The following is a 24,314-nucleotide window of genomic DNA, read 5'->3' as shown; positions in this document are numbered from 1 at the left end:
TAGGAAAATCATCCGCAGTCGAGGAGCCTCCACAGTCATGAGCCAAGAGCCACCGCAGCACGGCGGAGACCCTGGTCAGCAGGGCCCCCAGGGCTGGGCCCCCCGAGACAACTCGGCCGCGGCCCCCACCTCCGACTCCCGCCACCCGAACGGAGCACAGGAACCCGAGGGGCGCAAAAAACGCCCCAAGCGGCCCAAGCGCACCGGCTGGCGCCGCGCCATCCCCACCTGGCGCATGACCCTCGGCGGCGTGCTACTCCTCGCACTGCTCCTCGTCGGCGGATTCATCGCCGGCTACCAGCTCATCGACATCCCCGCCGCCAACGCCGCCGCGACCGCGCAGGCCAACGTCTACGTGTACGCGGACGGGAAGACCGTCATCGCCCGGGACGGCGAGATCAACCGCGAGAAGATCCCGCTGGACCGCATCCCCCCCACCATCCAGCACGCCGTACTCGCCGCCGAGGACCGGGACTTCTACTCCGAGGACGCCATCGACATCAAGGCCACCCTCCGCGCCGGCTGGAACACCGTCACCGGCAAGGGCAGGCAGGGCGGTTCCACCATCACCCAGCAGTACGTCAAGAACTACTACCTCGGCCAGGAACAGACCGTCGTCCGCAAGGCCAAGGAATTCTTCATCTCCATCAAGCTCGACCGCGAGCAGAGCAAGGACGAGATCCTCGAGGGCTACCTCAACACCAGCTACTTCGGGCGCAACGCCTACGGCATCCAGGCCGCCTCCCACGCCTACTACGGCAAGGACGTCGAAGACCTCGACGCCGGCGAAGGCGCCTACCTCGCCTCCCTGCTCAACGCCCCCAGCTCGTACGACGTCGTCGCCCACCCCGAGAACAAGAAGGCCGTCCTCGCCCGCTGGGACTACGTGCTCGACGGCATGGTCAAGCACGACTGGCTCAGAGCCGCCGACCGCGACGCGATGACCTTCCCCGTCCCCGACAAGGCCAAGCCCGCCACCGCGCTCTCCGGCCAGCGCGGTTACATCGTCCAGGCGGTCGAGGACTACCTCACCGCCAACAAGATCATCGACGCGGACACCCTCGCCACCGGTGGTTACCGCATCACCACCACACTCCAGAAGAAGAAGCAGGACGCCCTCGTCGAAGCCGTCGAGGACAACGTCCTCTCCAAGACCAGCGACGACCGCGAAGCCGACCGGAACGTCCGTGCGGGCGGTGCCTCCATCGACCCCGCCACCGGCCACGTCGTCGCCCTCTACGGAGGCGTCGACTACACCAAGCAGTACGTCAACAACGCGACCCGCCGCGACTACCAGGTCGGGTCCACCTTCAAGCCGTTCGTCCTCGCCGCAGCCCTCGCCAACGGGTCCAGCACCCAGAAGGACCGCGCCATCACCCCCAACACCCGCTACGACGGCACCAACAAGCGCACCGTCCAGAGCGCCGTCGGCTCCACCGGCTACTCCCCCGCCAACGAGGACGACGTCGACTACGGCTCCATCACCGTCCGCGAGGCCACCGACAAATCCGTCAACGCCGTCTACGCCCAGATGGCGCAGGACGTCGGCCCCCAGGAGGTCAAGGACACCGCGGTCGCTCTCGGCATCCCCCAGGACACCCCCGACCTCACGGCCTCCCCCTCCATCGCACTCGGTCCCGCCACCGCCAGCGTCGTCGACATGACCTCGGCCTACGCCACCCTCGCCGCCCACGGCAGACAGCGCCCCCACACGCTCGTCGCCGAGATCAGCAAGGACGGCACCGAGCTGGACCTCCCCGCCAGGAAGACCCGGCGGGCCGTCAGCCGCGAAGCCGCCGACACGACCACCTCCGTCCTCCGGAGCGTCGTCGACGGCGGCACCGGCACCGCCGCGCTGGGCGCGGGCCGCCCCGCGGCGGGCAAGACGGGCACCGCCGAGGAGGACAGGGCCGCCTGGTTCGCCGGCTACACCCCCGACCTCGCCACCGTCATCGCCGTCATGGGCCAGGACCCCAGGACCGGCGTACAGAAGCCCCTCTACGGCGCACTCGGCCTCGCACGCATGAACGGCGGCGGCGCCCCCGCCCAGACCTGGGCCGCCTACACCCGGGCCGCACTCGAGGGCAGCGAGGTGCAGGGCTTCGAGCTCGAGGCCGACGAAGGCCCCGAGGAGCCCGACCCGGACGAGAGCGCGGAGGGCGAGGACACCGAGGACACCGAGGACACCGAGGAAGCCGGAGGCACCGACGAACCCGGCACCGGAGACTCCCGCGAGAAGCGGGACCGCGCCCGCAACCGCACACCGGACGCCGGCTCCGAAGCCTCACGGGCCCCACGGACACCTCGCACCGCCACCCCTGCCGCCGCACCCTCCCGCACACCGGCCGCCGGCAGGGAAGCCGCCGAGAGCCGTCCTGCCGACCGTCAGGACGGGGACGGCACGGACCGGGACGGCAGGGACGGCAGGGAGACGAAGGACGGCAGGGACGGCAGAGACGGCACGGAGACGAAGCACGGCAGGGACGGCCAAGGCCTCCTCGGCCCCTCCCGCCCCTGAACAAGCGGGCGAAGCGGACCGACGGATCGCATACGGCCCGCCCTGGTTGGCCAAGACTTTGCCCATGGCTTGATCCACGCCCACGCCCGCCCCCTCCGGAAGCCCACAACCGGGCGGGGGCGGGCCTTCGATGGGCATGTCTTCGCAAAGAGCCGCACTGTGTGCGTCCGAAAATCGCGGGGTGAACTCGCCCGGCATGTCACCACCTGGTTGACCCGGGCCGGGGGCATGTCACAGGCTCATTACATAGGTGCTCACTACAACTGGTTTCGCCGGTGCCACCTGCCCGCCCTCCCCCGGCGCCCCCGCCGGAATCGGCGGTCCGGAGGCCGGACGGCGACCGGAAGCAGGAGGAATACCGGATGTGCGGCATCACCGGCTGGATTTCCTTCGACCGCGACCTTCGAGCCTCGGCCGACACACTCGACGCGATGACGGAGACGATGTCCTGCCGCGGCCCGGACGACCGCGGAACCTGGATCAGCGGACCCGCCGGCCTCGGCCACCGACGGCTGGCCATCATCGACCTGCCGGGCGGACGCCAGCCCATGACCGTCGACACCCCCGAAGGCGCCGTGGCCATCGTCTACTCCGGCGAGACGTACAACTACACCGAACTCCGCCAGGAACTCGCCCGGCGCGGCCACCGGTTCACCACCGAATCCGACACCGAGGTCGTGCTGCGCGGCTACGTGGAATGGGGCGAGGCGATCGCCGAACGCCTCAACGGCATGTACGCCTTCGCCCTGTGGGACGGACGGCACGACAAGCTCGTGATGATCCGCGACCGCATGGGCATCAAGCCCTTCTACTACTACGAGACGCCCGACGGTGTCCTCTTCGGGTCCGAGCCCAAGGCCATCCTCACCAACCCGCTCGCCAAGCCCCGCGTCACCCTCGACGGCCTACGCGAACTGTTCACCTTCGTGAAGACCCCCGGCCATGCGGTGTGGGACGGCATGCACGAGGTCGAGCCCGGCACCGTCATCACCGTGGACCGCGGCGGCCTGCGCCGACACGTGTACTGGCAACTGGAGACCCGGCCGCACACGGACGACCGCGACACCACCATCGCCACCGTCCGCTCACTCCTCGACGACATCGTGCGTCGCCAGCTCGTCTCCGACGTGCCCCGCTGCACCCTGCTGTCCGGAGGGCTCGACTCCTCCGCGATGACCGCACTGGCGGCCCGTCAGCTCGGCGAGACCGGTGAAACCGTCCGCAGCTTCGCCGTCGACTTCACCGGCCAGACCGAGAACTTCGTCGCCGACGAACTCCGCGGCACCCCCGACACACCCTTCGTCCACGACGTGGCCCGCATGGCGGGCACCGACCACCGCGACATCGTGCTCGACTCCGACTCACTCGCCGACCCCGAGGTGCGCTCCCGGGTCATCCGCGCCCGGGACATACCCATGGGCTTCGGCGACATGGACGCCTCGCTCTACCTGCTCTTCAAATCGATCCGCGAGCACTCCACGGTCGCCCTGTCCGGTGAGTCCGCCGACGAGGTCTTCGGCGGCTACCTCCAGTTCTTCGACGAGGAGGCCCGCAAGTCCGAGACCTTCCCCTGGCTGGCACAGTTCAGCCGGCACTTCGGCGAGGACACGGACGTACTCCGCCCGGACCTCACCACACGCCTCGACCTCACGTCATACGTCGCGGACAGCTACCGCGACGCGGTCTCAGGCATCCAGCGGCTCGACGGCGAGAGCGACTTCGAATACACGATGCGCAAGATCAGCCACCAGCACCTGACCCGCTTCGTCCGGGTGCTGCTCGACCGGAAGGACCGGGCGAGCATGGCAGTCGGCCTCGAGGTACGCGTGCCCTTCTGCGACCACCGCCTCGTCGACTACGTCTACAACACTCCCTGGGCACTGAAGTCCTTCGACGGCCGGGAGAAGAGCCTGCTGCGCGAGGCCACCGCCGACGTCCTGCCGCGCTCGGTGTACGACAGGGTCAAGAGCCCGTACCCCTCCACCCAGGACCCCAAGTACGCCCTGGCGCTCCAGGACCACGCCAAGGACCTGCTGTCCCGCCCCTCGCACCGGGTCTTCGAGCTCGTCGACCCGGCACGCGTCGAACAGGCCGCCAACCGCGACACACCACAGATCTCCCAGGCGTCGCGACGCGGCCTCGAACGCACCCTCGACCTCGCCCTCTGGCTCGACATGTACTCCCCGGAGCTGGTGCTGTCCTGACCCGACACAAACCCGGGCTGCGGGGGCCGGGGGGGCGCCCCCCCCCCCCCCCCCCCCCCCGCGCCCGCCCCCCCCCCCCCCCCCCCCCCCCCCCCCCCCCCCCCCCCCCCCACCCCCCCCCCCCCCCCCCCCCCCCCCCCCCCCCCCCCCCCCCCCCCCCCCCCCCCGCCCCCCCCCCCCCCCCCCGGGGGGGCGGCCCCCCCCCCCCCCCCCCCCCCGGGGGGGGGGGGGCCGCCCCCCCCCCCCCCCCCCGCGACAGCCCTCAGTGCCCGGACGTCGCCTTCAGACCCACGACAGCCACCAGCAGCAGACAGACGAAGAAAATACGGGCAGCGGTCACCGGCTCGTGCAGCACCACCATGCCCAGCACCGCCGCACCGGCCGCACCGATCCCCACCCACACGCCGTACGCCGTACCGATCGGCAGCGTCTTCGCCGCCTGCGACAGCAGCATCATGCTGGCCACGATCCCCAGGCCGGTGAACACACTCGGCCACAGCCGGGTGAACCCCTCGGTGTACTTCATCCCGATCGACCAGCCCACTTCCAGCAGACCGGCGACGATCAACAGAACCCACGCCACGACAGACCTCCACGACGAAACACGCGAACAACACGGGTGCGTCGTCTTTGCGGAAACCCGGTACGGCGCGTCTCGTCGGGATCACACCAGCCTAGCAACAAACAGCAGAAAGGCCTGGTGACAACGGTCACCAGGCCCACTCACCCCACACCTGCCTACAGATAGAGCCCGGTCGAATCCACCGAACCCTCGAACCGGTCCGCGGCCACCGCGTGCAGATCCCGCTCCCGCATCAGCACGTACGCCACACCCCGCACCTCGACCTCGGCACGGTCCTCGGGGTCGTACAGCACCCGGTCACCCGGCTCCACGGTCCGCACGTTCTGGCCGACAGCGACCACCTCGGCCCACGCCAGACGCCGGCCGACCGCCGCCGTCGCCGGAATCAGGATCCCGCCACCCGACCGCCGCTCACCCTCGGGCGAATCCGACCGCACCAGCACACGGTCGTGCAGCATCCGGATCGGCAGCTTGTCGTCCATGTTGCTCATGCCGTTGTCGCTCACGACCCGAACCTACCTGCATCGACCCCCTCCGCACGCCCCAGGGCCGCACGGAGACCGCTTTCAACGCCTCCTGCGGCGCGCGCCCCGGGAAGACCCCGAGGACCGGGAGGACACCGTCAGCAACGCGACGACCCCGACCACCACCAGCGCCGCCGGAATCACCCGCTCCAGTCGCGGCGAACCGTCCTCCGCCACGAACTGCGCCCTCACGTCCGAAACCGAACGGTTCACGGCGACGAACGCACGCCCGGCCGTCCGGTCCACCGTCGACGCGACCTTGGCCTTCGCGTCACCCATCATCGTCTTCGGGTGCACCCGCACCCCGATCTCGTCCAGCACCACCGCAAGCTGCTCACGCCTGCTGATGATGTCCGCCTCGATCTGCGCAGGGGTCCTGGCATCCGACACTGCGCCGCCTCCGTGGTCGTCGTCGGGTAAACCTTCATCGACAGTCTGTCAGCTCGGGCGCCCCTACACCCGGCGGCACCCCCTATTACGCTCGGTGCCACACAGCACGCGTGCCACTCGAGGAGAAAAATGAGCGAGCGACTCCAGACCGGCGACACCGCCCCCGCCTTCACCCTTCCGGACGCCGACAGAAACGAGATCTCGCTCGCGGACCACAAGGGCCGCAAGGTCATCGTCTACTTCTACCCCGCCGCACTTACCCCCGGCTGCACCAAGCAGGCCTGCGACTTCACGGACAACCTGGACCTCCTCACCGGAGCCGGCTACGACGTCATCGGCGTGTCGCCGGACAAGCCGGAGAAGCTCGCGAAGTTCCGCGAGCAGGAGAACCTCAAGGTCACACTGGTCGGCGACCCCTCCAAGGAGACCCTGGAGGCCTACGGCGCGTTCGGCGAGAAGAAGCTCTACGGCAAAGTGGTGACAGGTGTGATCCGCTCCACGATTGTGGTCGACGAAGAGGGCAAGGTGGAGAAGGCCCTCTACAACGTCAAGGCGACCGGCCACGTCGCCAAGATCATCAAGGATCTCGGAATCTGACCCCGGTTCGTGGGGATCTCGGCCGAAATGGGTGTGAGCGAGCTCGCAATCATCCGTTGATTCGGTTTGCAACCGCCATGACTGCGCAGAAGCCTTTCCTGGAACACCGTTCGACGAAAGGAACCGGCCATGGCGGCCTCCGACCCCCACCAGGCGGCCGACCCTGATGCGGTCAAACGCCACCCAGCGCTCTTCCGGGCCATCCGGAAGCGCCAGAACCCGCGGCTCCGTCGGACCGACATCACCATCACCGACGACCAGGCGGTCAAGCGGGCGGTGAAAGCGGCGTCGCTCGGTAACGCCATGGAGTGGTTCGACTTCGGTATCTACTCCTACCTGGCCGTCACCATCGGGCATGTCTTCTTCCCCTCGACGAACGACACCACCCAGCTCCTTTCGTCTTTCGCGACCTTCGCCGTGGCCTTCCTCGTCCGGCCCCTCGGCGGCATGTTCTTCGGCCCTATGGGTGACAAGATCGGCCGTAAGAAGGTCCTGGCCCTCACCATGATCCTCATGGCGATCGGCACCTTCGCGATCGGTCTCATCCCCTCCCACGGCACCATCGGCGTCTGGGCGGCGGTCCTGCTCATCTTCTTCCGGATGCTCCAGGGCTTCTCCACCGGCGGCGAGTACGGCGGCGCCTCGACCTTCATCGCCGAGTACGCCCCCGACAAGCGCCGCGGATTCTTCGGCAGCTTCCTCGAGTTCGGCACCCTGGCCGGCTACGTCGGCGCCGCCGGGCTCGTCACCCTCCTCTACGCCCTCCTGGACACCGGCCAGATGGAGTCCTGGGGCTGGCGCATCCCGTTCCTCGTCGCCGGTCCCCTCGGCCTCGTAGGCCTCTACCTGCGACTCCGCCTGGACGAGACCCCCGCCTTCCAGAAGCTGGAGGGCGGCACCGCCCACGCCACGGAGGCCGCCGACCACGTCGAGTCCACCGCCAAGGGCGACCTCGCCAAGATCTTCAGTCAGTACTGGCCGACGCTGATCCTCTGCATCGCCCTCGTCGGCGCGTACAACATCACCGACTACATGCTGCTGTCGTACATGCCGACGTACCTCTCGGACGAGCTCGGCTACAGCGAGACCCACGGCCTGCTCATCCTGCTCGCCGTCATGGTCTTCCTGATGCTGATCATCAGCCAGTTCGGCAAGCTCTCGGACCGCTTCGGCCGCAAGCCGCTGCTGATGGCCGGGATGCTCGGCTTCCTGTTCCTGTCACTGCCGTCGTTCCTCCTCATCCGCCAGGGAAGCATTCCGGCGATCACCATCGGCATGGTGATGATGGGCCTCTCCCTGGTCTGCATGCTGGGCACGATGTCCGCCGCCCTCCCGGCGCTGTTCCCGACCAACGTGCGCTACGGCTCCCTCTCGGTCGGCTACAACCTCTCGGCCTCGATCTTCGGCGGCACGACCCCGCTGGTGATCACCGCCCTGATCAGCTGGACCGGCTCGAACCTGATGCCGGCGTACTACGCGATGGCGGCGGCCCTGATCGGCGTGATCGCGGTGGCCTGCATGAAGGAGACCGCCAACCAGCCCCTGGCCGGCTCCCCGCCCTCGGTGGAGACCGAAGAGGAAGCGGCCGAACTGGTCCACGCCCAGAGCCCGGACCCGAAGTTCTGAACCCCGTCCCCCCAGGAAGGGTCCGTACCGTCACGAAGCGGTACGGGCCCTTCCGCATCTCATCGCATTGCGGACGTGACCATCCGATTAACGGTTCGTTGCTCCGTACGAGGCCGCGAACGCGCGGCCGGATACGGAGGGGGAATGCCAGTAAGCCCGTACACCCGAGAGCGCCTCGCAGAGGCGGCCTCGTCGTCACGGACGCTCTCGGAGGCACTGACGAAACTGGGGGTCGATCCGAAGAGTTCGACACGGGTCTACCTTCGTGAGCGCATGAAGAAAATGGGCATCACCACCGGTCACTTCGAGCGTGAAGGTGCTCGGTGGACCAAGGAAGTCCTCGGACCTGTGGTGGCCGCGTCTAGCAGCGTCTACGAGGTGCTCCATCGCCTCGGCCTCGAAGCGGTGGGGGGCCACCACACGAACATCACCCGACGCATCAGGGCGTACGACATCGATACCTCGCACTTCGCTCAGCCCTCCAGGGCAGGAATGAAGCAGCGTCGGCGCACCCCCGAGGAGTTGCTGGTGGAAGACGCCGCACCGCACACTCGTCGAGTTCCCGGCGCCCGCCTCAAGGCCGCCATGTCGGCACTCGGCGTCGTGGAGCGCTGCGCCCTGTGCGAGACGGAACCGGTCTGGCAGGGTCTCCCACTGCCGCTCGAGGTAGACCACATCAACGGAAACTGGCGCGATAACCGTCTGGAGAATTTGCGGCTTCTCTGTCCCAACTGCCACTCGACCACGGACACATATCGCGGTCGCAGCAAGGGACGCCGCCCCGAGCGCGCCAGTCGATGACCCATCGGAAGCAGTACACCCGTGAGCGGCTGACCGAAGCCGCGGCACGCTGTTCGGACATCGACGAGGTCATAGCCTTCTTCGGCACACATCCATACGAGCAGCTCCGCCGCTACCTGCTACGCCGGTTCGGCCACTACGGAATTGACGTCTCCCACTTCAGCCACTGCGGTTCCGACACCGTCGCCTCGCGTCCGACCCGGGAAAGGCTCGGTGAGGCTGTGGCGAACTCCCACTCCCATGCGGAGCTGCTGCGCAAGCTAGGTCGCAGGGACAACAGTCACCAACGAAAGCTCCTGCGCCATTGGATCGAGGAAGAAGGCATGACGACCTCCCACTTCCTGGGCCAGGCACACCAGCGTGGCAAGCCCGCCCCGACGCCCACCAGGCGCCCCGAGGATCTACTGGTGAAGCATGACGGCAGGCGCCGGACGAAGACCGTGCTGTTGCGTCGAGCCCTCTCCGAGATCGGCGTGCCTCAGCGGTGCGACGGGTGCGGCACGGAACCGGTCTGGCGCGGACGTCCGATCACCCTGGAGATCGATCACATCAACGGCGACTGGAGCGACGACCGCGCCGAAAACCTTCGACTCCTGTGCCCGAACTGCCACGCCATCACGACCACATGGTGCCGAGGGGGCCCCCGACGAGCGGTGCGCCCCTGATACTCGCTTACCACCTCCGCGACCCGCCCGGTACGATGGCAGGCGGCTAGCGGCGGTGGTGCAATGGTGACACAGCAGACTTAGGATCTGTGGCCCGTGAAACGGCTTGAGGGTTCGAATCCCTTCCGCCGCACACCGAACGGCCTGCGAATCGAAGGTTCGATTCGCAGGCCGTTTCTATGCCAGGAGACTTACCCCACCAGCTCCCGCACCACCGGCACCAGCGCCCGAAACGCCTTCCCCCGGTGGCTGATCGCGTTCTTCTCGTCCGGGGTGAGCTCCGCGCAGGTCCTGCTCTCGCCGTCCGGCTGGAGGATCGGGTCGTAGCCGAAGCCGTACCCGCCGGCGGGGGCGGTGCGCAGGGTGCCTTCGAGGCGGCCCTCGACCACGCGTTCCGTGCCGTCGGGGAGGGCCAGGGCCGCGGCGCAGGCGAAGTAGGCCCCGCGGTGGGGGTCGGAGATGTCGCCGAGCTGGGCGAGGAGCAGGTCCAGGTTGGCCGCGTCGTTGCCGTGGGCGCCGGACCAGCGGGCCGAGAAGATGCCGGGGGCTCCGCCGAGCACGTCGACGCAGAGGCCGCTGTCGTCGGCGATGGCGGGATGGCCGGTGGCCTGGGCCAGGGCGTGGGCCTTGAGGAGGGCGTTCTCGGCGAAGGTGACGCCGGTTTCCTTGACGTCGGGGATCTCGGGGTACGCGTCCGCGCCGACGAGGTCGTGGGTGAGGCCCGCGTCGGCGAGGATCGCGTGGAGTTCGGTGATTTTCCCGGCGTTGCGGGTGGCGAGGATCAGGCGCGTCATGCGTCGATTATCGCCGCCCGGTCACGGGGTGCAGACCTTGCCGATCTCCGTGGCCGCGTCGGTGACCGGGGTGATGTCGGGGGTGGCGTCGCCCTTGTCGATGGAGTCACGGACGTTGGTGACGCCTGCCTGGAGGCCGTCGACGGCCTTGCTCAGGTCGGCGTTGTCCGTGGTGTCGCCGAGGTCCTTGAGCTCCTTGTCGATCTGGTCCAGGGCTTCCGAGGCCTGCGTCGGGTCGTTCGAGGCGTTGGATATCGCCTGCTGGAGGTTGTCGACGCTGGTGGCGATGGCGTCGGCGGTGCGGACGCAGTCCAGGGCCTTGTCGACGGCGCCGCAGCCGACGGCTGCGGTGAGGGTCAGCAGGGTGGTCGTGACGACGAGTGCGGTGCGGTGGCGGCGCGAGGCCATGGTGCGGTCCCTCCCCGGGGGTGGATACGTGGACGGGCGCACGGTTCGACCCGTGCGCCCGTACTCGTCACGACGCCGTGCGCTGCGTATTTGGTTGCTTCTTTACCCGGCTTTACTCGCCGAGGGTGCGGGCGAGTGCCTCTTCCTGGAGCTTGGCCAGGTCGGTGCAGCCGGCGGTGGCGAGGTCGAGGAGTGCGTTGAGCTCGGCGCGGTCGAAGGGTTCGGCCTCGGCGGTGCCCTGGACCTCGACGAAGCGGCCGTCGCCGGTGCAGACGACGTTCATGTCGGTCTCGGCGCGGACGTCCTCCTCGTAGCAGAGGTCGAGGAGGGGGAGGCCGTCGACGATGCCGACGCTGATCGCGGCGACGGTGCCGGTGAGGGGCTTGCGGCCGTGCTTGATGATCTTCTTGCCCTGGGCCCAGGCGATGGCGTCGGCGAGGGCGACGTACGCGCCGGTGATGGCCGCGGTGCGGGTTCCGCCGTCGGCCTGGAGGACGTCGCAGTCGAGGACGATGGTGTTCTCGCCGAGGGCCTTGTAGTCGATCACGGCGCGCAGGGAGCGGCCGATGAGCCGGCTGATCTCGTGGGTGCGGCCGCCGATCTTGCCGCGTACGGATTCGCGGTCGCCGCGGGTGTTGGTGGAGCGGGGCAGCATGGAGTACTCGGCGGTGACCCAGCCTTCGCCGCTGCCCTTGCGCCAGCGCGGGACGCCCTCGGTGACGGAGGCGGTGCAGAAGACCTTGGTGTCACCGAAGGAGATGAGTACGGAGCCTTCGGCGTGCTTGCTCCATCCGCGTTCGATGGTGACGGGGCGGAGCTGTTCGGGGGTGCGGCCGTCGATACGAGACATGGCGTCGAGCCTATCGGCTGCCGCGGCCGGGTCCGTTCGGGTGCACCGCAGGCCCCGCTCCTGGCCGGTCGGGGCGGGTGGAGCGGGGCCTGCGTGCGGACCTGGGTGGGCCGGCCGGTCAGCCGGTCACATCATGTCTTCGATGTCGGCGGCGATGGGGTCGGCGTCGGTGCCGATGACGACCTGGATCGCGGTGCCCATCTTGACGACGCCGTGGGCGCCGGCGGCCTTGAGCGCGGCTTCGTCGACCTTGCTGGGGTCGTGGACCTCGGTACGGAGGCGGGTGATGCAGCCTTCGATCTCGTCGATGTTCTCGATGCCGCCGAGCCCGGCGACGATCTTCTCAGCCTTGCTGGCCATGTCCTTCTCCCTGGTCTGTTCGTGCGTGCGGCGGCCCACCGTGGGTCCGTTTCGTCACGGTAACGCACGGTTGGCCCAACTTCACGGGCGGGTAACCGCGCAGTCCCCAATGATGACGATCACCGGCGCCCTGCCTTCCGGCAGGGCTCCGCACCGTATCGCGACTGGTCTACACCAGTTTGCAACGCCCGCCAAACCAGGTGTGTTCCGGGAGGATGCCGATGAGTGCGAACGCGGCGGCAGCATCGCAGCGGAAGTGGTGGAACGGGCCGGTCCAGGGCCTGCAGAAGGTCGGCCGCAGCCTGCAGCTGCCCGTGGCCGTGCTGCCCGCCGCAGGTCTCCTCGTCAGCCTCGGCAACCTCTTCGACTCCTCGCTGCACGGCGCCTTCTGGGACAAGTTCGCGAAGGTCCTCCTCAACGGCGGCACGGCGATCCTCGACGGCGAGGTGGGCCTGCCGCTGCTCTTCTGCATCGGCGTCGCGATCGGCTTCGCGAAGAAGGCCGACGGCTCGACGGCGCTCGCCGCGGTCGTCGGCTTCCTCGTCTACCGGGGCGTACTGGCGGCGTTCCCGGTGGACGACTCGGTGACGGAGGCGACGCCGGACGGAGTGCCGCAGAACCCCGGGGTCCTGGGGGGCATCCTCATCGGGCTGCTGACCGCCGTGGTCTGGCAGCGCTACCACCGCACCAAGCTGGTCGACTGGCTCGGCTTCTTCAACGGGCGTCGGCTGGTGCCGATCCTGATGGCGTTCCTCTGCGTGATCCTGGGCGTGCTGTTCGGGCTGCTGTGGCAGCCGGTGGGCGACGCCCTGACGTGGTTCTCCAAGCAGCTGATCGACCTGGGCGCCTGGGGCGCGGCGATCTTCGGTTTCGCCAACCGGCTGCTGATCCCGATCGGCATGCACCAGTTCCTGAACACGTTCTTCTGGTTCCAGGCGGGCGAGTTCACCGGGGACGACGGCGGCACCGTCCAGGGCGACATCTCGCGCTTCTTCGCCGGGGACCCGTCGGCGGGGCAGTTCACCTCTGGGTTCTTCCCGATCATGATGTTCGGCCTGCCGGCCGCCGCGCTGGCCATCGCCCACTGCGCCCGTCCGGAGCGGCGTAAAGAAGTGTCCGGTCTGATGCTGTCGGTGGCGCTGACGTCGTTCGTGACCGGGGTGACGGAGCCGCTGGAGTTCTCGTTCCTCTTCGTCGCTCCGCTGCTGTACGGGGTGCACGCGATTCTGACCGGGGTCTCGATGGGGGTCACCTGGGCGTTCGGTGTGCACGCGGGGTTCAGCTTCTCGGCCGGGCTGATCGACTACGTCGTCAACTGGCATCTGGATACGAAACCGTGGCTGATCATCCCGATCGGGCTGTGTTTCGCGGTGATCTATTATGTGATCTTCCGGTTCGCGATCACCAAGTTCAACCTCCAGACCCCGGGGCGTGAGCCCTTGGAGGAGGAGGACAAGATCGAGGAGGACCTCACGAAGTAGAGGTTCCCCAGCTCCTCCGCGAGGCCCCCGGACCTGACGGTCCGGGGGCCTTCGCCGTGTCACCCAGGGTGGCGGTGGAACTACGCGGCAAATGGGAGGGAATTGCAGGTTCCTTATCCATCCCTCACCGTGCTAAAACTGGTCTACACCACTGAGTGGTCCAGACCACGCGCGCGTTTTCCCGCCGCGTTCCTCAAGTTGCCGCCTCCCTTCGATCAACGGCATGGGCGGCACCTTGCCCCATGGAGGAAGTTGATGAGTACGGATACCGCTGCGCCGGCACCCGAGAAGAAGAAGGGCGCGGGCGTCATGGCCGTCATGCAGCGCATCGGCCGCAGCCTCATGCTGCCGGTCGCCGTGCTGCCCGCGGGCGCGCTTCTGGTCCGTCTCGGTAACCCGGACATGCTCGGGCGCGACTCGTTCCCGGACTTCATCGTCAAGATCGCCGGTTTCATGGCGGCGGGCGGCAACGCGATCCTCGACAACATGGCGCTGCTGTTCGCCGTCGGTATCGCGATCGGCTTCGCCAAGAAGTCCGACGGTTCCACCGCCCTCGCGGCGGTCACCGGCTACCTGGTCTTCAAGAACGTCCTCGCCACCTTCACCGACAGCAACCTGCCCAAGGTCGCGAGCGTGGTGGACGGCAAGATCGTCATGAACGAGGCGCCGGTCAACGCCGGTGTGCTCGGCGGTGTCGTGATGGGCATAGTCGTCGCCCTGCTGTACCAGAAGTTCTACCGGACGAAGCTGCCCGCCTGGGCCGGCTTCTTCGGCGGCCGCCGCCTGGTCCCGATCCTCTCCGCGTTCGCGGGTCTGCTGATCGGTATCGTGTTCGGTTACATCTGGCCGGTGCTCGGTACCGGGCTGCACAACTTCGGTGAGTGGCTCGTCGGTTCGGGTGCTGTCGGCGCGGGCATCTTCGGTGTCGCCAACCGTGCGCTGATCCCCGTCGGCATGCACCACCTGCTCAACTCGTTCCCGTGGTTCCAGGCCGGTTCCTACGAGGGCAAGAGCGGTGACATCAACCGCTTCCTGGCCGGCGACCCGACCGCCGGGCAGTTCATGACCGGCTTCTTCCCGATCATGATGTTCGCCCTTCCGGCGGCCTGCCTCGCGATCGTCCACTGTGCCCGTCCGGAGCGCCGCAAGGTCGTCGGCGGCATGATGTTCTCGCTCGCCGCCACCGCGTTCGTGACGGGTGTCACCGAGCCGATCGAGTTCACGTTCATGTTCATCGCGCCGGTGCTGTACGCGATCCACGCGGTGCTGACCGGTGTCTCGATGGCCCTCACGTGGGGGCTGGGCATGAAGGACGGCTTCGGATTCTCGGCCGGTGCGGTCGACTTCTTCCTCAACCTGGGCATCGCGACGAAGCCCTGGCTGCTGGTGCTGGTCGGCCTCTGCTTCGCGGTCGTCTACTACGTGGTCTTCCGGTTCGCGATCACGAAGTTCAACCTGCCCACCCCGGGCCGCGAGTCCGACGAGGAGCTCGCCGAGCTCCAGAAGGCCGAGGCCAAGTAGTCCGGCCGGTCTTCGTACGCCACGCAGAAGCCCCACCTTCCCGCGCGGGGAGGTGGGGCTTCTGCGAGTCCGGGGTGGGGCGGGCCCTAGATCTCGTACACCGCGCCCGGCACCGCCAGCTCGACCGGCCCGTCGTAGACCTCGCGTGCGTCGGCGAGGTTGCGTTCGGCGTCCGTCCACGGCGGGATGTGGGTGAGGACGAGGCGCCCCGCTCCGGCGCGGGCGGCGTATTCGCCTGCTTCGCGGCCGTTGAGGTGGAGGTCCGGGATGTCCTCCTTGCCGTGGACGAACGATGCTTCGCAGAGGAACAGATCGGCGCCCTCGGCGAGTTCGGCCAGCGCCTCGCAGGTGCCAGTGTCGCCGGAGTAGGTGAGCGAGCGCCCGTTGTGCTCGACCCTGATGCCGAAGGTGTCGACGGGGTGGCGGAGCTTCTCCGTGCGGACCGAGAAGGGGCCGATCTCGAACGATCCGGACTTCAGCGTGTGGAAGTCGAAGACCTCGCCCATCGCGTGGTCGGACGGGGTGTCGGCGTGGGCCGTGGTGAGGCGCTGCTCGGTGCCGTCGGGGCCGTACACGGGGATCGCGGCGGGGCGCCCGCCGTCGAAGCGGTAGTAGCGGACGACGAAGTACGCGCACATGTCGATGCAGTGATCGGCATGGAGGTGGCTGAGGAAGATGGCGTCGAGGTCGTAGAGACCCACATGGCGCTGCAGCTCGCCCAGGGCGCCGTTGCCCATGTCGAGGAGCAGCCGGAAGCCGTCGGCCTCTACGAGGTAGCTCGAGCATGCCGAACCCGCGGACGGGAACGAGCCGGAGCAGCCGACGACGGTGAGCTTCATGGAGCGTGAACCTCCGAGGCGTGGGAACGGGGAGGGTTCGTGCGGTCCGTCGAGCGTAAGGCGCGAAACCGGTGGTCGCTCCTCCACGGCCTGCCGTTGTGGGGGAACTCACCTGTGCTGTCACCGGTTCGATGGAAGGCGGCGTGTCGTCGGGCGCCGGTACGGTCGGGATATGAACACGTGGTGGTGGGTGGCGCTGGTCGCCGTTGTCCTGTTGGCGCTCGTGGCGACGGTCTCCGACGCGCGGGGGCGCGGCGGGCGTGGGCCGCGGCGGCCGGGCGGGCGGACTCGGCCTCCGGGGCGGGCTCCGGAGCGGAAGAAGGGGCGCCCGCACGGTCTGCCGCGGCCCGGGGAGATCTGGTGGGCGGATGTGCCGTTCGAGGACGGGCCCGGGTCCAAGGACCGGCCGTGTCTCGTGCTGTCGGTGCGGGGTGGCACGGCGGTCGTCGCCAAGATCACCAGCAGGCATCATGAGGAGCGGCCGGGTGTGATCGCTCTGCCGCCGGGTTCGGTGGGGGATGCGCGGGGGCGGCAGAGCTTCCTGGAGACGGACGAGTTGCGGGATGTGGCGGTGTCCGGGTTCCGCCGGAAGGCGGGCGAGCTGGACGGCGCGGTGTGGGGGCGGGTGCGCGGGCTGGGGTGAGCGTGCGGGAGGCGCGGGACGGGATTCGCTCCCGTTCCGCGCCTCCTGGGGTGCGTGGCCGCCGGTGCCGGGCGGCTCGATGGCCGGTCAGGCCCAGAGCTGGCCGTGCAGGGTCTCGATGGCGGCTTCCGTCGTGGGGGCGGTGTAGACGCCGGTCGACAGGTATTTCCAGCCGCCGTCCGCGACGACGAAGACGATGTCCGCGGACTCCCCCGCCTTGACGGCTTTGCGGCCGACGCCGATGGCGGCGTGGAGTGCGGCGCCGGTGGAGACGCCCGCGAAGATGCCCTCCTGCTGGAGGAGCTCCCGGGTGCGGGTGACGGCGTCGGCGGATCCGACGGAGAAGCGGGTGGTGAGTACGGAGGCGTCGTAGAGCTCGGGGACGAAGCCCTCGTCGAGATTGCGCAGGCCGTAGACGAGGTCGTCGTAGCGCGGTTCGGCGGCGACGATGCTGACGTCGGGCTTGTTCTCGCGGAGGTAGCGGCCGACGCCCATGAGGGTGCCGGTGGTGCCGAGGCCCGCGACGAAGTGGGTGATGGACGGGAGGTCGGTGAGGATCTCCGGGCCGGTGGTGGCGTAGTGGGCGCCGGCGTTGTCCGGGTTGCCGTACTGGTAGAGCATGACCCAGTCGGGGTGCTCGGCGGAGAGTTCCTTGGCCACGCGTACGGCGGTGTTGGAGCCGCCCGCGGCGGGGGACGAGATGATCTCGGCGCCCCACATGGTGAGCAGGTCGCGGCGCTCCTGCGAGGTGTTCTCCGGCATGACGCAGACGATGCGGTAGCCCTTGAGCCTGGCCGCCATGGCGAGCGAGATGCCGGTGTTGCCGCTGGTGGGCTCGAGGATGGTGCAGCCGGGTGTCAGGCGGCCGTCCTTCTCCGCCTGCTCGACCATGTGGAGCGCGGGGCGGTCCTTGATCGAGCCGGTGGGGTTGCGGTCCTCGAGCTTGGCCCAGACACGGACGTCCTCGGACGGGGACAGCCGCGGGAGGCGGACGAGGGGGGTGTTGCCCACGGCCGCCAGCGGGGAGTCGTACCGCATCAGCGCATGCCGCCGGCGACGGCCGGGAGGATGGTGACGTTGTCGCCGTCGGCGAGCTTCGTGGAGATGCCGTCGAGGAAGCGGACGTCCTCGTCGTTGAGGTAGACGTTCACGAAGCGGCGGAGCTGGTCGCCGTCGACGATGCGCTCACGGATGCCGGTGTGGCGGGTCTCCAGGTCGGCGAGGAGGTCGGCGAGGGTCTCCCCGCTGCCTTCGACGGCCTTGGCGCCGTCGGTGTAGGTGCGGAGGATGGTCGGGATGCGGACCTCGATGGCCATGGCGTGGGCTCCTGTCGAAAGCGTGGAGGTGGCGTGGGGCGCGCGTTTGTGCCCCCGCGCTGGGGTGGTGCGTACGTGGTTGCGCTCGGACCGCGGCTCAGGCCGTGCGGTTCACGGGCAGGCGGCAGCCGGACAGATCGCGCTGGAGAGCCTGCACAGGTCGACGTGCAGCCGCGCGACGAGCAGCGTGCCCGGGGCCTTTTCGCTCACGTCATGGGGAACCATGCGCTCATCGTATCGATTCCCTACCCCGGGACCGGAGTGTGATCCCACATTGTGGATGGTGAGCGTTCGCCATGTGGACTCTCGAGAGGGGCCGGTACTGCCGGAGCGGCCCCGGGGCGTCATGCCGCGGTGGGGTAGGCGTCGACGACCTCGACCTCTTCCTCGGTGATCTCGCCGTCCACGATGCGGTACGAGCGGAACTGGAAGGGGCCCGCGTCGTCGGTGTCCGCGGTGGAGACCAGCACGTAGTGGGCGCCGGGCTCGTTGGCGTAGGTGACGTCGGTGCGGGAGGGGTAGGCCTCGGTCGCGGTGTGGGAGTGGTAGATGATCACCGGCTCCTCGTCGCGGTCGTCCATCTCGCGGTAGAGCTTCAGCAGGTCCGCGGAGTCGAATTCGTAGAACGTGGGTGAGCGCGCGGCGTTGAGCATGGGGATGAAGCGTTCGGCGCGGCCCGCTCCGGCGGGGCCGGCGACCACTCCGCATGCTTCGTCAGGGTGGTCCGCGCGGGCGTGCGCGACGATCTGGTCGTGGAGCGTCCGGGTGATGGTCAGCATGGCGCCAGGATAAGCAGACGGGCCCTCCCGTACCGAGGGGTGGTACGGGAGGGCCCGGATGCCGGACATGACCGTTGGGGCGGCCGGTGTCCCGGAGGCGCCGTGGCGCGGGTCAGCGCTTGGCGAAGGCGGTGTTCTCGGGGTTGCGGGCCTTGAGCACCAGGTAGGAGACACCGAGGATCAGGCCCCACACCGGTGCGCAGTAGAGCGAGATCCTGGCGTCCTTGTCGATGGCCATCATGACGATGACGAGGCCGATGAAGGCGAGGGCGAACCAGCTGCTGAACGGCGCTCCGGGTGCCTTGAAGGTGGACTGGGGCAGTTCGCCGCGGTCGGCCTTGGCGCGGTAGCGGATCTGGCAGACGAGGATCATGATCCAGGCCCACATGCCGGAGATGGTCGCGAAGGAGACGACGTAGTTGAACGCGTCGCCCGGCCACTGGTAGTTGATCCACACGCCGACGAGCATCAGCGCGGCGGAGAACGTGGTGCCGACCAGCGGGAGGCCGTTCTTCGTCAGCTTGGTGAAGGCCTTGGGGCCCTGCCCGTTGAGCGCGAGGTCCCGCAGCATGCGCCCGGTGGAGTACATGCCGGAGTTGCAGGAGGAGAGCGCCGCGGTGAGCACGACGAAGTTGACGATCGCGGCGCCGATGCCGAGGCCCATCTCCTCGAACGCGGCGACGAACGGCGAGACGCCGGGCTTGAAGGTGCTCCACGGGACCACGGAGAGGATCATGATCAGCGCGCCGACGTAGAAGACGGCGATGCGCCACGGCACGGTGTTGATGGCCTTGGGCAGGACGGTCTTCGGGTCCTTGGACTCGCCCGCGGTGACGCCCACGAGTTCGACGGCGAGGAACGCGAACATCACGATCTGGAGGGTCATCAGCGTGCCGCTGATGCCTTCGGGGAAGAAGCCGCCGTCGTTCCACAGGTTGGCGACGGTCGCGGTGTCACCGGCGTCGGAGAAGCCGATCGTGAGCACTCCGGCACAGATGAGGATCATGCCGAGGATCGCGGTGACCTTGACCATCGAGAACCAGAACTCGAGCTCGCCGAAGAGCTTCACGGAGATCAGGTTGGCACCGTACAGAATGATGGTGAACACCAGCGCGGACAGCCATTGCGGGATATCCCACCAGTACGTCATATAGGTGGCTGCGGCGGTGACTTCGGTGATTCCGGTGACGACCCAGAAGAGCCAGTACGTCCAGCCGGTGACGAATCCGAAGAAGGGGCCGAGGAATTCGCGCGCGTACTCCGAGAAGGAGCCCGACACCGGGCGGTACATGAGGAGTTCGCCCAGGGCGCGCATGATGAAGAAGATGACGAGGCCCGCGATGGCGTACGCCAGGATGAGGCTGGGGCCGGCTCTGTCGATGGCTTTGCCCGCGCCGAGGAAGAGCCCCGTGCCGATGGCTCCGCCGATGGCGATCATCTGGATCTGGCGGGCCCCCAGGCCACGCTGGTAGCCCTCGCCCGCCGGGGCGTCGACGGCCTTCGGGCCGTCCGCCTGTCCGTTGTCGACCTGCGCCGATGTCATGGTGGTGCGCCTTTCTCCACGCCGATCCGCGCCGTCGTCGGCGTCGGATCAGGTCCTGATCCCCCCGGATATGGATGGAGTGCCGCCGGCGTTCGGCCGGCTCGTAGCGCCCCCGGGGACAGGGGTGGCGTCCCCGGGCGGTCGTGAAGATTTATCACGGGTACCCGGTGAGGCCACCGGTCATTATGTGGCGCACGCCACAGGAAAAAGCGGACAAGGGTTTCCAGCCGCTGCAAAGAGAGCCATTCAGGTGACTGGATCGTTATTCGGATTTGAGCATCCGTTGAGCGAACCCGTCGCGCCGGCCGGGGTCAGTCGGGCATCAGCGTTTCGACGAGGGTTTCCTGCAGTGCGCCGAGCCAGAGATACGCCATCACCATCGGCTTGCGCGGATCGCTGTCGGGGAGCCGGTAGAGCGATCCGTCCTGGCCCTCGTCCTCGTCGGACACCTCCAGGCGGGTGCCGATGGTGAGCCGGAGGTCGTTGAGGGAGCCCAGCCAGTGGTGGCACTCGTCGGGGGTGAGGGTGAGCACCGCACCGCTGTCGGCCACGGGCGAGAGCGCGTCGAGCGACCGTACGACGGCGAGGGCGTCCTCGCGCTTGCGGGTGCGCAGGTCGTTCTCGGTGAAGCGGCGGAACTCGGCGGAGGCCTCGCGCAGCTCCTTGTCCGCGTCGCCGTACGCCTCGGGGAAGAGCCGGGCCAGGGCGGGGTCGGCGGGCGGTTCGCTGGGTCCCTCGGCGAAGAGGGCGGCGAGCGGGTCCTCGCCCTCGACGGGCTGGTCGCCCGGGCCGATCAGTTCGAGCAGCTGGACGGCGAGGGAGCGCAGGATGGCGACCTCGACCTCGTCGAGCGCGACGGACGCGCCGCCGCCTGGGGTGGCCTGGAAATGGCCGGCCATGAATTCTCCGATGGTGGGTCGGACGGAGGGCAGCGGTCGGGTCAGTTGCGGTCCTGGGTCAGCGTGGCCCAGAGCCCGTAGCCGTGCATGGCCTGGACATCGCGCTCCATCTCCTCGCGGCTGCCGCTGGAGACGACCGCGCGGCCCTTCTGATGGACGTCGAGCATCAGCTTGTGCGCCTTGTCCTTCGAGTAGCCGAAGTAGGCCTGGAAGACATACGTCACATAGCTCATGAGGTTGACCGGGTCGTTGTGCACCAGCGTCACCCAGGGGACATCGGGCTCAGGGACGGCGAAGGTCTCCTCGGCCGATTCGGGACGTTCGATCTCTACGGGGGCAGCAACGCTCACCTACCCCATGCTGCCACCAGAGAGGGCCCCACGCACAAACGGCGCCCCCATCTCGTCAGTTTGACGAATAGGGAGTAGCATCCCTGTCATGAACTCAGCGGACCTTGGGCGACGGGTCGGTGTCCCGTCGACCGCGCTCTTCACCGACCAGTACGAGCTCACGATGGTGCAGGCCGCACTGAAGGCGGGCACCGCGGACCGGCGCTCCGTCTTCGAGGCCTTCACCCGCCGGCTGCCCGAGGGCCGGCGCTACGGCGTCGTCGCGGGCACCGGGCGGGTGCTGGACGCGGTGGAGAACTTCCACTTCGACGACGAGATGCTCGCCTTCCTGCGCGACCAGCACGTCGTGGACGGCCGCACCGTCGACTGGCTGGCCGACTACCGTTTCAGCGGCGACATCTGGGGCTACCCGGAGGGCGAGGTCTACTTCCCGGGCTCGCCGCTCCTGCGGGTCGAGGGCTCCTTCGCGGAGTGCGTGCTCCTGGAGACGGTGATCCTGTCGATCCTGAACCACGACTCGGCGATCGCCGCCGCCGCGTCCCGGATGTCGTCCGCCGCCGGCGGCCGCAGGCTCATCGAGATGGGCGCGCGGCGCACGCACGAGCTGTCGGCGGTGGCCTCGGCCCGTGCCGCGTACATCGGCGGCTTCCACACCACCTCGGACCTGGCGGCCGGCTTCCGCTACAACATCCCGACCGTCGGGACGAGCGCGCACGCCTTCACGCTCCTGCACGACAGCGAACGGGACGCCTTCCAGGCGCAGGTGGACTCGCTGGGGCGGGGGACCTCGCTGCTCGTCGACACGTACGACGTGACCGAGGCCGTCCGTACGGCGGTGGAGGTCGCGGGCCCGGAGCTCGGGGCCGTACGGATCGACTCGGGCGACCTGCTGCTCGTCGCGCACCGGGTCAGGCAGCAGCTGGACGAGCTGGGTGCCACGGAGACGAAGATCGTGGTGACGTCCGATCTGGACGAGTACGCGATCGCCTCGCTGGCCGCCGCGCCCGTCGACACCTACGGGGTGGGCACGCAGCTGGTCACCGGGAGTGGGCACCCCACGTGCTCCATGGTCTACAAGCTGGTGGCGCGTGCGCGGACCGCCGATCCGGCCGATCCGCTGCTGCCGGTGGTGAAGAAGTCGCTGGGCGCGAAGTCGTCGAGGGGCGGCCGCAAGTGGGCCGCGCGCCGGCTGGACGAGGCCGGGGCGGCCGAGGCCGAGGTGATCGGCACCGGTGACGTACCGGCGGAGCTCGTCGGCCGGCAGCTCCAGGTGGAGCTGGTCAGGGGCGGCGAGGTGGTCGCCAGGGAGCCGCTGGAGGCGGCGCGGGACCGGCACATCGCGGCCCGGGCGGGGCTGCCGATGTCGGCGATGCAGCTGTCCCGGGGGGAGCCGGTGCTGCCCACGGAGTACGTGTGAGGCTCCGGGGTACATGTGACACCTGCCCGCCCGTGCGCCCCCGGCCGCCGGTGAGCCCCCGGCGCGGCCGGACCGGGTCCCTCCGGCACCGGCCCCGCACGGCCGGGCGCGCAGGGGAGGGAGAGCCGATGTGTGTGCCCCCTCCCGCAGGGTGCGCCGAGTCTCTAGGCTCGGTGGCATCCCCACCGCACCGGTCCGCGGAACTCGCCGGAACCCCCACCGAAGGACAACCGTCATGCATCGCGCCTTGATCGTCGTCGACGTTCAGAACGACTTCTGCGAGGGCGGCAGCCTCGCGGTGGCGGGCGGCGCCGATGTCGCCGCCGCCATCACCGACCTGATCGGTGAGGCCCAGCCCGGCTACAGCCACGTCGTGGCCACCCGCGACCACCACATCGACCCCGGGGACCACTTCTCCGTCGCGCCCGACTTCGAGCACTCCTGGCCGCCCCACTGCGTCGCCGGCACGGAGGGCGTGGGCTTCCACCCGAACTTCGCCCCCGCCGTGGCGTCCGGCGCGATCGACACCGTCTTCGACAAGGGTGCGTACGCCGCGGCGTACAGCGGCTTCGAGGGCGTCGACGAGAACGGCACGGGGCTCGCCCAGTGGCTGCGGGACAGGTCCGTTACCGCGGTCGACGTCGTCGGCATCGCCACGGACCACTGCGTGCGGGCCACCGCCCTGGACGCGGCCCGCGAGGGCTTCGCCACGCACGTGCTGCTGGACCTCACCGCCGGTGTCGCGGAGGGAACCACGGAGCGGGCCCTGGAGGCGCTGCGGACCGCCGGCGTGGAGCTGTCCGGCAAGCCGGTCGTCTGACGGGCCGGCCGGCGGCGCTCAGGCCGCCGGGCGGGCCGGGCCCGCGTAGCCGGAGGAGCCCAGCAGCGCCCGTATGGGGTGCCAGAGCTCCTGGCCGGTCTGCGGCGCCGTGCGCCAGAGCAGCCCGTCGGGGTGGTGCAGGACCGCCGTTATCTCGTCCGGGGTGGGCGGCTGGGTGTTGCCCCTGAGGTAGACGGCCCGCAGTCCGAGGTTGCGCAGCCTGGTCAGGGCGCGCGCCCGGTTCGCCGCGTGGACCAGCACCCGCACGGGCTCTCCTGGCCCGGACCCCCCGGCCGGGCTGTTCAGGGTCAGTGCCACCACCACAGTGCCGTTGGGCAACCTGCAGAAACCTCCGCCTGCCATGCTTCGCGCTCCCCCGTAAGACT

At 69.1% G+C, this 24,314-nt stretch carries 27 protein-coding genes, 1 tRNA gene and 1 riboswitch; of the genes, 12 read left to right on the top strand and 16 right to left on the bottom strand.

Annotation, left to right across the window (positions count from 1 at the left end; genetic code table 11):
- Positions 1–37: 37 nt before the first annotated feature.
- Entirely contained in the window at positions 38–2,518 is a 2,481-nt protein-coding gene (locus ACIQM3_RS12605; RefSeq protein WP_401622817.1) for a transglycosylase domain-containing protein, read from the top strand.
- A 362-nt stretch (positions 2,519–2,880) separates the two neighbouring features.
- Entirely contained in the window at positions 2,881–4,722 is a 1,842-nt protein-coding gene (asnB, locus tag ACIQM3_RS12600) for an asparagine synthase (glutamine-hydrolyzing) (protein WP_401622814.1), read from the top strand.
- Between the two features lie 262 nt (positions 4,723–4,984).
- Here the strand turns inward: asnB and ACIQM3_RS12595 are convergent, their stop codons facing one another.
- The 3 genes from ACIQM3_RS12595 to ACIQM3_RS12585 all read right to left on the bottom strand — a co-directional run bounded on the left by ACIQM3_RS12595 (position 4,985) and on the right by ACIQM3_RS12585 (position 6,219).
- A complete protein-coding gene (locus tag ACIQM3_RS12595; protein WP_099172860.1) occupies positions 4,985–5,305 on the bottom strand; it encodes a multidrug efflux SMR transporter in 321 nt (106 codons plus the stop codon).
- A gap of 35 nt (positions 5,306–5,340) precedes the next feature.
- A riboswitch (guanidine-III (ykkC-III) riboswitch) is annotated at positions 5,341–5,407 on the bottom strand.
- A 53-nt stretch (positions 5,408–5,460) separates the two neighbouring features.
- Positions 5,461–5,796: a GroES family chaperonin gene (locus ACIQM3_RS12590; protein ID WP_401624323.1), complete on the bottom strand. Its 336-nt coding sequence runs from the start codon at positions 5,794–5,796 to the stop codon at positions 5,461–5,463.
- A gap of 75 nt (positions 5,797–5,871) precedes the next feature.
- Positions 5,872–6,219: a DUF3618 domain-containing protein gene (locus tag ACIQM3_RS12585; RefSeq protein WP_401622811.1), complete on the bottom strand. Its 348-nt coding sequence runs from the start codon at positions 6,217–6,219 to the stop codon at positions 5,872–5,874.
- A 129-nt stretch (positions 6,220–6,348) separates the two neighbouring features.
- Between ACIQM3_RS12585 and bcp the strand changes: the two genes are divergently transcribed.
- From bcp to ACIQM3_RS12560, 5 genes are all read left to right on the top strand, one after another.
- Entirely contained in the window at positions 6,349–6,816 is a 468-nt protein-coding gene (gene bcp / locus ACIQM3_RS12580; RefSeq protein WP_401622808.1) for a thioredoxin-dependent thiol peroxidase, read from the top strand.
- Positions 6,817–6,945: 129 nt separating this feature from the next.
- The gene (gene proP / locus ACIQM3_RS12575; protein WP_401622805.1) at positions 6,946–8,442 is read left to right on the top strand and encodes a glycine betaine/L-proline transporter ProP; all 1,497 of its coding nucleotides are present in this window, start codon (positions 6,946–6,948) and stop codon (positions 8,440–8,442) included.
- A gap of 144 nt (positions 8,443–8,586) precedes the next feature.
- Positions 8,587–9,243 carry an HNH endonuclease signature motif containing protein gene (locus ACIQM3_RS12570; RefSeq protein ID WP_401622802.1) on the top strand — a complete coding sequence of 219 codons (657 nt, stop codon included), beginning with the start codon at positions 8,587–8,589 and terminating at the stop codon, positions 9,241–9,243.
- Complete coding sequence (locus ACIQM3_RS12565) at positions 9,240–9,908, top strand: HNH endonuclease (protein WP_401622799.1); 669 nt, start codon at positions 9,240–9,242, stop codon at positions 9,906–9,908. The genes ACIQM3_RS12570 and ACIQM3_RS12565 overlap by 4 nt, the downstream gene beginning before the upstream one ends.
- Before the next feature lie 49 nt (positions 9,909–9,957).
- Positions 9,958–10,041, top strand: a tRNA-Leu gene (locus ACIQM3_RS12560).
- A gap of 58 nt (positions 10,042–10,099) precedes the next feature.
- On the opposite strand, the gene rdgB is transcribed toward ACIQM3_RS12560, so the two are convergent.
- The 4 genes from rdgB to ACIQM3_RS12540 all read right to left on the bottom strand — a co-directional run bounded on the left by rdgB (position 10,100) and on the right by ACIQM3_RS12540 (position 12,320).
- A complete protein-coding gene (gene rdgB / locus ACIQM3_RS12555) occupies positions 10,100–10,702 on the bottom strand; it encodes an RdgB/HAM1 family non-canonical purine NTP pyrophosphatase (protein WP_401622797.1) in 603 nt (200 codons plus the stop codon).
- A gap of 21 nt (positions 10,703–10,723) precedes the next feature.
- Positions 10,724–11,110: a hypothetical protein gene (locus ACIQM3_RS12550; protein WP_401622794.1), complete on the bottom strand. Its 387-nt coding sequence runs from the start codon at positions 11,108–11,110 to the stop codon at positions 10,724–10,726.
- A gap of 112 nt (positions 11,111–11,222) precedes the next feature.
- Positions 11,223–11,960 (bottom strand): ribonuclease PH, encoded by a 738-nt coding sequence (gene rph, locus ACIQM3_RS12545; protein ID WP_401622791.1) that lies wholly within the window; start codon positions 11,958–11,960, stop codon positions 11,223–11,225.
- 126 nt (positions 11,961–12,086) lie between these two features.
- Positions 12,087–12,320 carry a glucose PTS transporter subunit EIIB gene (locus tag ACIQM3_RS12540; RefSeq protein ID WP_014156020.1) on the bottom strand — a complete coding sequence of 78 codons (234 nt, stop codon included), beginning with the start codon at positions 12,318–12,320 and terminating at the stop codon, positions 12,087–12,089.
- Between the two features lie 221 nt (positions 12,321–12,541).
- Between ACIQM3_RS12540 and ACIQM3_RS12535 the strand changes: the two genes are divergently transcribed.
- Both ACIQM3_RS12535 and ACIQM3_RS12530 read left to right on the top strand, forming a co-directional pair.
- Complete coding sequence (locus ACIQM3_RS12535; RefSeq protein WP_401622788.1) at positions 12,542–13,801, top strand: PTS transporter subunit EIIC; 1,260 nt, start codon at positions 12,542–12,544, stop codon at positions 13,799–13,801.
- A 255-nt stretch (positions 13,802–14,056) separates the two neighbouring features.
- Positions 14,057–15,322: a PTS transporter subunit EIIC gene (locus ACIQM3_RS12530; RefSeq protein ID WP_401622785.1), complete on the top strand. Its 1,266-nt coding sequence runs from the start codon at positions 14,057–14,059 to the stop codon at positions 15,320–15,322.
- 86 nt (positions 15,323–15,408) lie between these two features.
- Here ACIQM3_RS12530 and ACIQM3_RS12525 read toward each other — a convergent pair whose 3' ends face one another.
- Positions 15,409–16,161, bottom strand: a complete 753-nt coding sequence (locus ACIQM3_RS12525; protein ID WP_401622782.1) for an MBL fold metallo-hydrolase — start codon at positions 16,159–16,161, stop codon at positions 15,409–15,411.
- A gap of 172 nt (positions 16,162–16,333) precedes the next feature.
- Here ACIQM3_RS12525 and ACIQM3_RS12520 point away from each other — a divergent pair, with 172 nt between their 5' ends.
- Positions 16,334–16,804, top strand: coding sequence for a type II toxin-antitoxin system PemK/MazF family toxin (locus ACIQM3_RS12520; RefSeq protein WP_401622779.1), 471 nt, complete (start codon positions 16,334–16,336; stop codon positions 16,802–16,804).
- Positions 16,805–16,891: 87 nt separating this feature from the next.
- Here the strand turns inward: ACIQM3_RS12520 and ACIQM3_RS12515 are convergent, their stop codons facing one another.
- The 7 genes from ACIQM3_RS12515 to clpS form a co-directional block, all read right to left on the bottom strand.
- Complete coding sequence (locus ACIQM3_RS12515) at positions 16,892–17,842, bottom strand: cysteine synthase (protein ID WP_362926942.1); 951 nt, start codon at positions 17,840–17,842, stop codon at positions 16,892–16,894.
- A complete protein-coding gene (locus tag ACIQM3_RS12510; protein ID WP_401622776.1) occupies positions 17,842–18,120 on the bottom strand; it encodes a MoaD/ThiS family protein in 279 nt (92 codons plus the stop codon). The genes ACIQM3_RS12515 and ACIQM3_RS12510 overlap by 1 nt, the downstream gene beginning before the upstream one ends.
- Positions 18,121–18,231: 111 nt before the next feature.
- Positions 18,232–18,345: a putative leader peptide gene (locus ACIQM3_RS12505; RefSeq protein WP_401622773.1), complete on the bottom strand. Its 114-nt coding sequence runs from the start codon at positions 18,343–18,345 to the stop codon at positions 18,232–18,234.
- A 119-nt stretch (positions 18,346–18,464) separates the two neighbouring features.
- Positions 18,465–18,899, bottom strand: coding sequence for a Mov34/MPN/PAD-1 family protein (locus tag ACIQM3_RS12500; protein ID WP_393766304.1), 435 nt, complete (start codon positions 18,897–18,899; stop codon positions 18,465–18,467).
- 112 nt (positions 18,900–19,011) lie between these two features.
- Entirely contained in the window at positions 19,012–20,442 is a 1,431-nt protein-coding gene (locus ACIQM3_RS12495) for an amino acid permease (RefSeq protein WP_401622771.1), read from the bottom strand.
- Between the two features lie 311 nt (positions 20,443–20,753).
- Positions 20,754–21,341: a DUF2017 domain-containing protein gene (locus ACIQM3_RS12490; RefSeq protein ID WP_401622769.1), complete on the bottom strand. Its 588-nt coding sequence runs from the start codon at positions 21,339–21,341 to the stop codon at positions 20,754–20,756.
- Positions 21,342–21,382: 41 nt separating this feature from the next.
- Positions 21,383–21,691, bottom strand: a complete 309-nt coding sequence (gene clpS / locus ACIQM3_RS12485; protein WP_031100168.1) for an ATP-dependent Clp protease adapter ClpS — start codon at positions 21,689–21,691, stop codon at positions 21,383–21,385.
- Positions 21,692–21,779: 88 nt separating this feature from the next.
- On the opposite strand from clpS, the gene ACIQM3_RS12480 reads away from it, so the two are divergent.
- Positions 21,780–23,108 (top strand): nicotinate phosphoribosyltransferase, encoded by a 1,329-nt coding sequence (locus ACIQM3_RS12480; RefSeq protein WP_401622766.1) that lies wholly within the window; start codon positions 21,780–21,782, stop codon positions 23,106–23,108.
- A gap of 235 nt (positions 23,109–23,343) precedes the next feature.
- Positions 23,344–23,928, top strand: a complete 585-nt coding sequence (locus ACIQM3_RS12475) for an isochorismatase family protein (protein ID WP_401622763.1) — start codon at positions 23,344–23,346, stop codon at positions 23,926–23,928.
- A gap of 18 nt (positions 23,929–23,946) precedes the next feature.
- On the opposite strand, the gene ACIQM3_RS12470 is transcribed toward ACIQM3_RS12475, so the two are convergent.
- The gene (locus ACIQM3_RS12470) at positions 23,947–24,291 is read right to left on the bottom strand and encodes a hypothetical protein (protein WP_401622760.1); all 345 of its coding nucleotides are present in this window, start codon (positions 24,289–24,291) and stop codon (positions 23,947–23,949) included.
- Positions 24,292–24,314: the final 23 nt, after the last annotated feature.

It is taken from the genome of Streptomyces sp. NPDC091271 (assembly GCF_044757505.1).
GTDB lineage: Bacteria > Actinomycetota > Actinomycetes > Streptomycetales > Streptomycetaceae > Streptomyces.
Note: the sequence above shows the minus strand (reverse complement) of the source record. Positions and strands in the feature narration are given on the sequence as shown.

Excerpts from the sequence above, each read along its gene's own strand:
- ACIQM3_RS12605 (WP_401622817.1), top strand. The coding sequence starts at position 38 with ATGAGCCAAGAGCCACCGCAGCACGGCGGAGACCCTGGTCAGCAGGGC.
- asnB (WP_401622814.1), top strand. The coding sequence starts at position 2,881 with ATGTGCGGCATCACCGGCTGGATTTCCTTCGACCGCGACCTTCGAGCC.
- ACIQM3_RS12590 (WP_401624323.1), bottom strand. The coding sequence starts at position 5,796 with ATGAGCAACATGGACGACAAGCTGCCGATCCGGATGCTGCACGACCGT.
- bcp (WP_401622808.1), top strand. The coding sequence starts at position 6,349 with ATGAGCGAGCGACTCCAGACCGGCGACACCGCCCCCGCCTTCACCCTT.
- proP (WP_401622805.1), top strand. The coding sequence starts at position 6,946 with ATGGCGGCCTCCGACCCCCACCAGGCGGCCGACCCTGATGCGGTCAAA.
- ACIQM3_RS12570 (WP_401622802.1), top strand. The coding sequence starts at position 8,587 with ATGCCAGTAAGCCCGTACACCCGAGAGCGCCTCGCAGAGGCGGCCTCG.
- ACIQM3_RS12565 (WP_401622799.1), top strand. The coding sequence starts at position 9,240 with ATGACCCATCGGAAGCAGTACACCCGTGAGCGGCTGACCGAAGCCGCG.
- rdgB (WP_401622797.1), bottom strand. The coding sequence starts at position 10,702 with ATGACGCGCCTGATCCTCGCCACCCGCAACGCCGGGAAAATCACCGAA.
- ACIQM3_RS12550 (WP_401622794.1), bottom strand. The coding sequence starts at position 11,110 with ATGGCCTCGCGCCGCCACCGCACCGCACTCGTCGTCACGACCACCCTG.
- rph (WP_401622791.1), bottom strand. The coding sequence starts at position 11,960 with ATGTCTCGTATCGACGGCCGCACCCCCGAACAGCTCCGCCCCGTCACC.
- ACIQM3_RS12540 (WP_014156020.1), bottom strand. The coding sequence starts at position 12,320 with ATGGCCAGCAAGGCTGAGAAGATCGTCGCCGGGCTCGGCGGCATCGAG.
- ACIQM3_RS12535 (WP_401622788.1), top strand. The coding sequence starts at position 12,542 with ATGAGTGCGAACGCGGCGGCAGCATCGCAGCGGAAGTGGTGGAACGGG.
- ACIQM3_RS12530 (WP_401622785.1), top strand. The coding sequence starts at position 14,057 with ATGAGTACGGATACCGCTGCGCCGGCACCCGAGAAGAAGAAGGGCGCG.
- ACIQM3_RS12525 (WP_401622782.1), bottom strand. The coding sequence starts at position 16,161 with ATGAAGCTCACCGTCGTCGGCTGCTCCGGCTCGTTCCCGTCCGCGGGT.
- ACIQM3_RS12520 (WP_401622779.1), top strand. The coding sequence starts at position 16,334 with ATGAACACGTGGTGGTGGGTGGCGCTGGTCGCCGTTGTCCTGTTGGCG.
- ACIQM3_RS12515 (WP_362926942.1), bottom strand. The coding sequence starts at position 17,842 with ATGCGGTACGACTCCCCGCTGGCGGCCGTGGGCAACACCCCCCTCGTC.
- ACIQM3_RS12510 (WP_401622776.1), bottom strand. The coding sequence starts at position 18,120 with ATGGCCATCGAGGTCCGCATCCCGACCATCCTCCGCACCTACACCGAC.
- ACIQM3_RS12505 (WP_401622773.1), bottom strand. The coding sequence starts at position 18,345 with ATGGTTCCCCATGACGTGAGCGAAAAGGCCCCGGGCACGCTGCTCGTC.
- ACIQM3_RS12500 (WP_393766304.1), bottom strand. The coding sequence starts at position 18,899 with ATGCTGACCATCACCCGGACGCTCCACGACCAGATCGTCGCGCACGCC.
- ACIQM3_RS12495 (WP_401622771.1), bottom strand. The coding sequence starts at position 20,442 with ATGACATCGGCGCAGGTCGACAACGGACAGGCGGACGGCCCGAAGGCC.
- ACIQM3_RS12490 (WP_401622769.1), bottom strand. The coding sequence starts at position 21,341 with ATGGCCGGCCATTTCCAGGCCACCCCAGGCGGCGGCGCGTCCGTCGCG.
- ACIQM3_RS12480 (WP_401622766.1), top strand. The coding sequence starts at position 21,780 with ATGAACTCAGCGGACCTTGGGCGACGGGTCGGTGTCCCGTCGACCGCG.
- ACIQM3_RS12475 (WP_401622763.1), top strand. The coding sequence starts at position 23,344 with ATGCATCGCGCCTTGATCGTCGTCGACGTTCAGAACGACTTCTGCGAG.
- ACIQM3_RS12470 (WP_401622760.1), bottom strand. The coding sequence starts at position 24,291 with ATGGCAGGCGGAGGTTTCTGCAGGTTGCCCAACGGCACTGTGGTGGTG.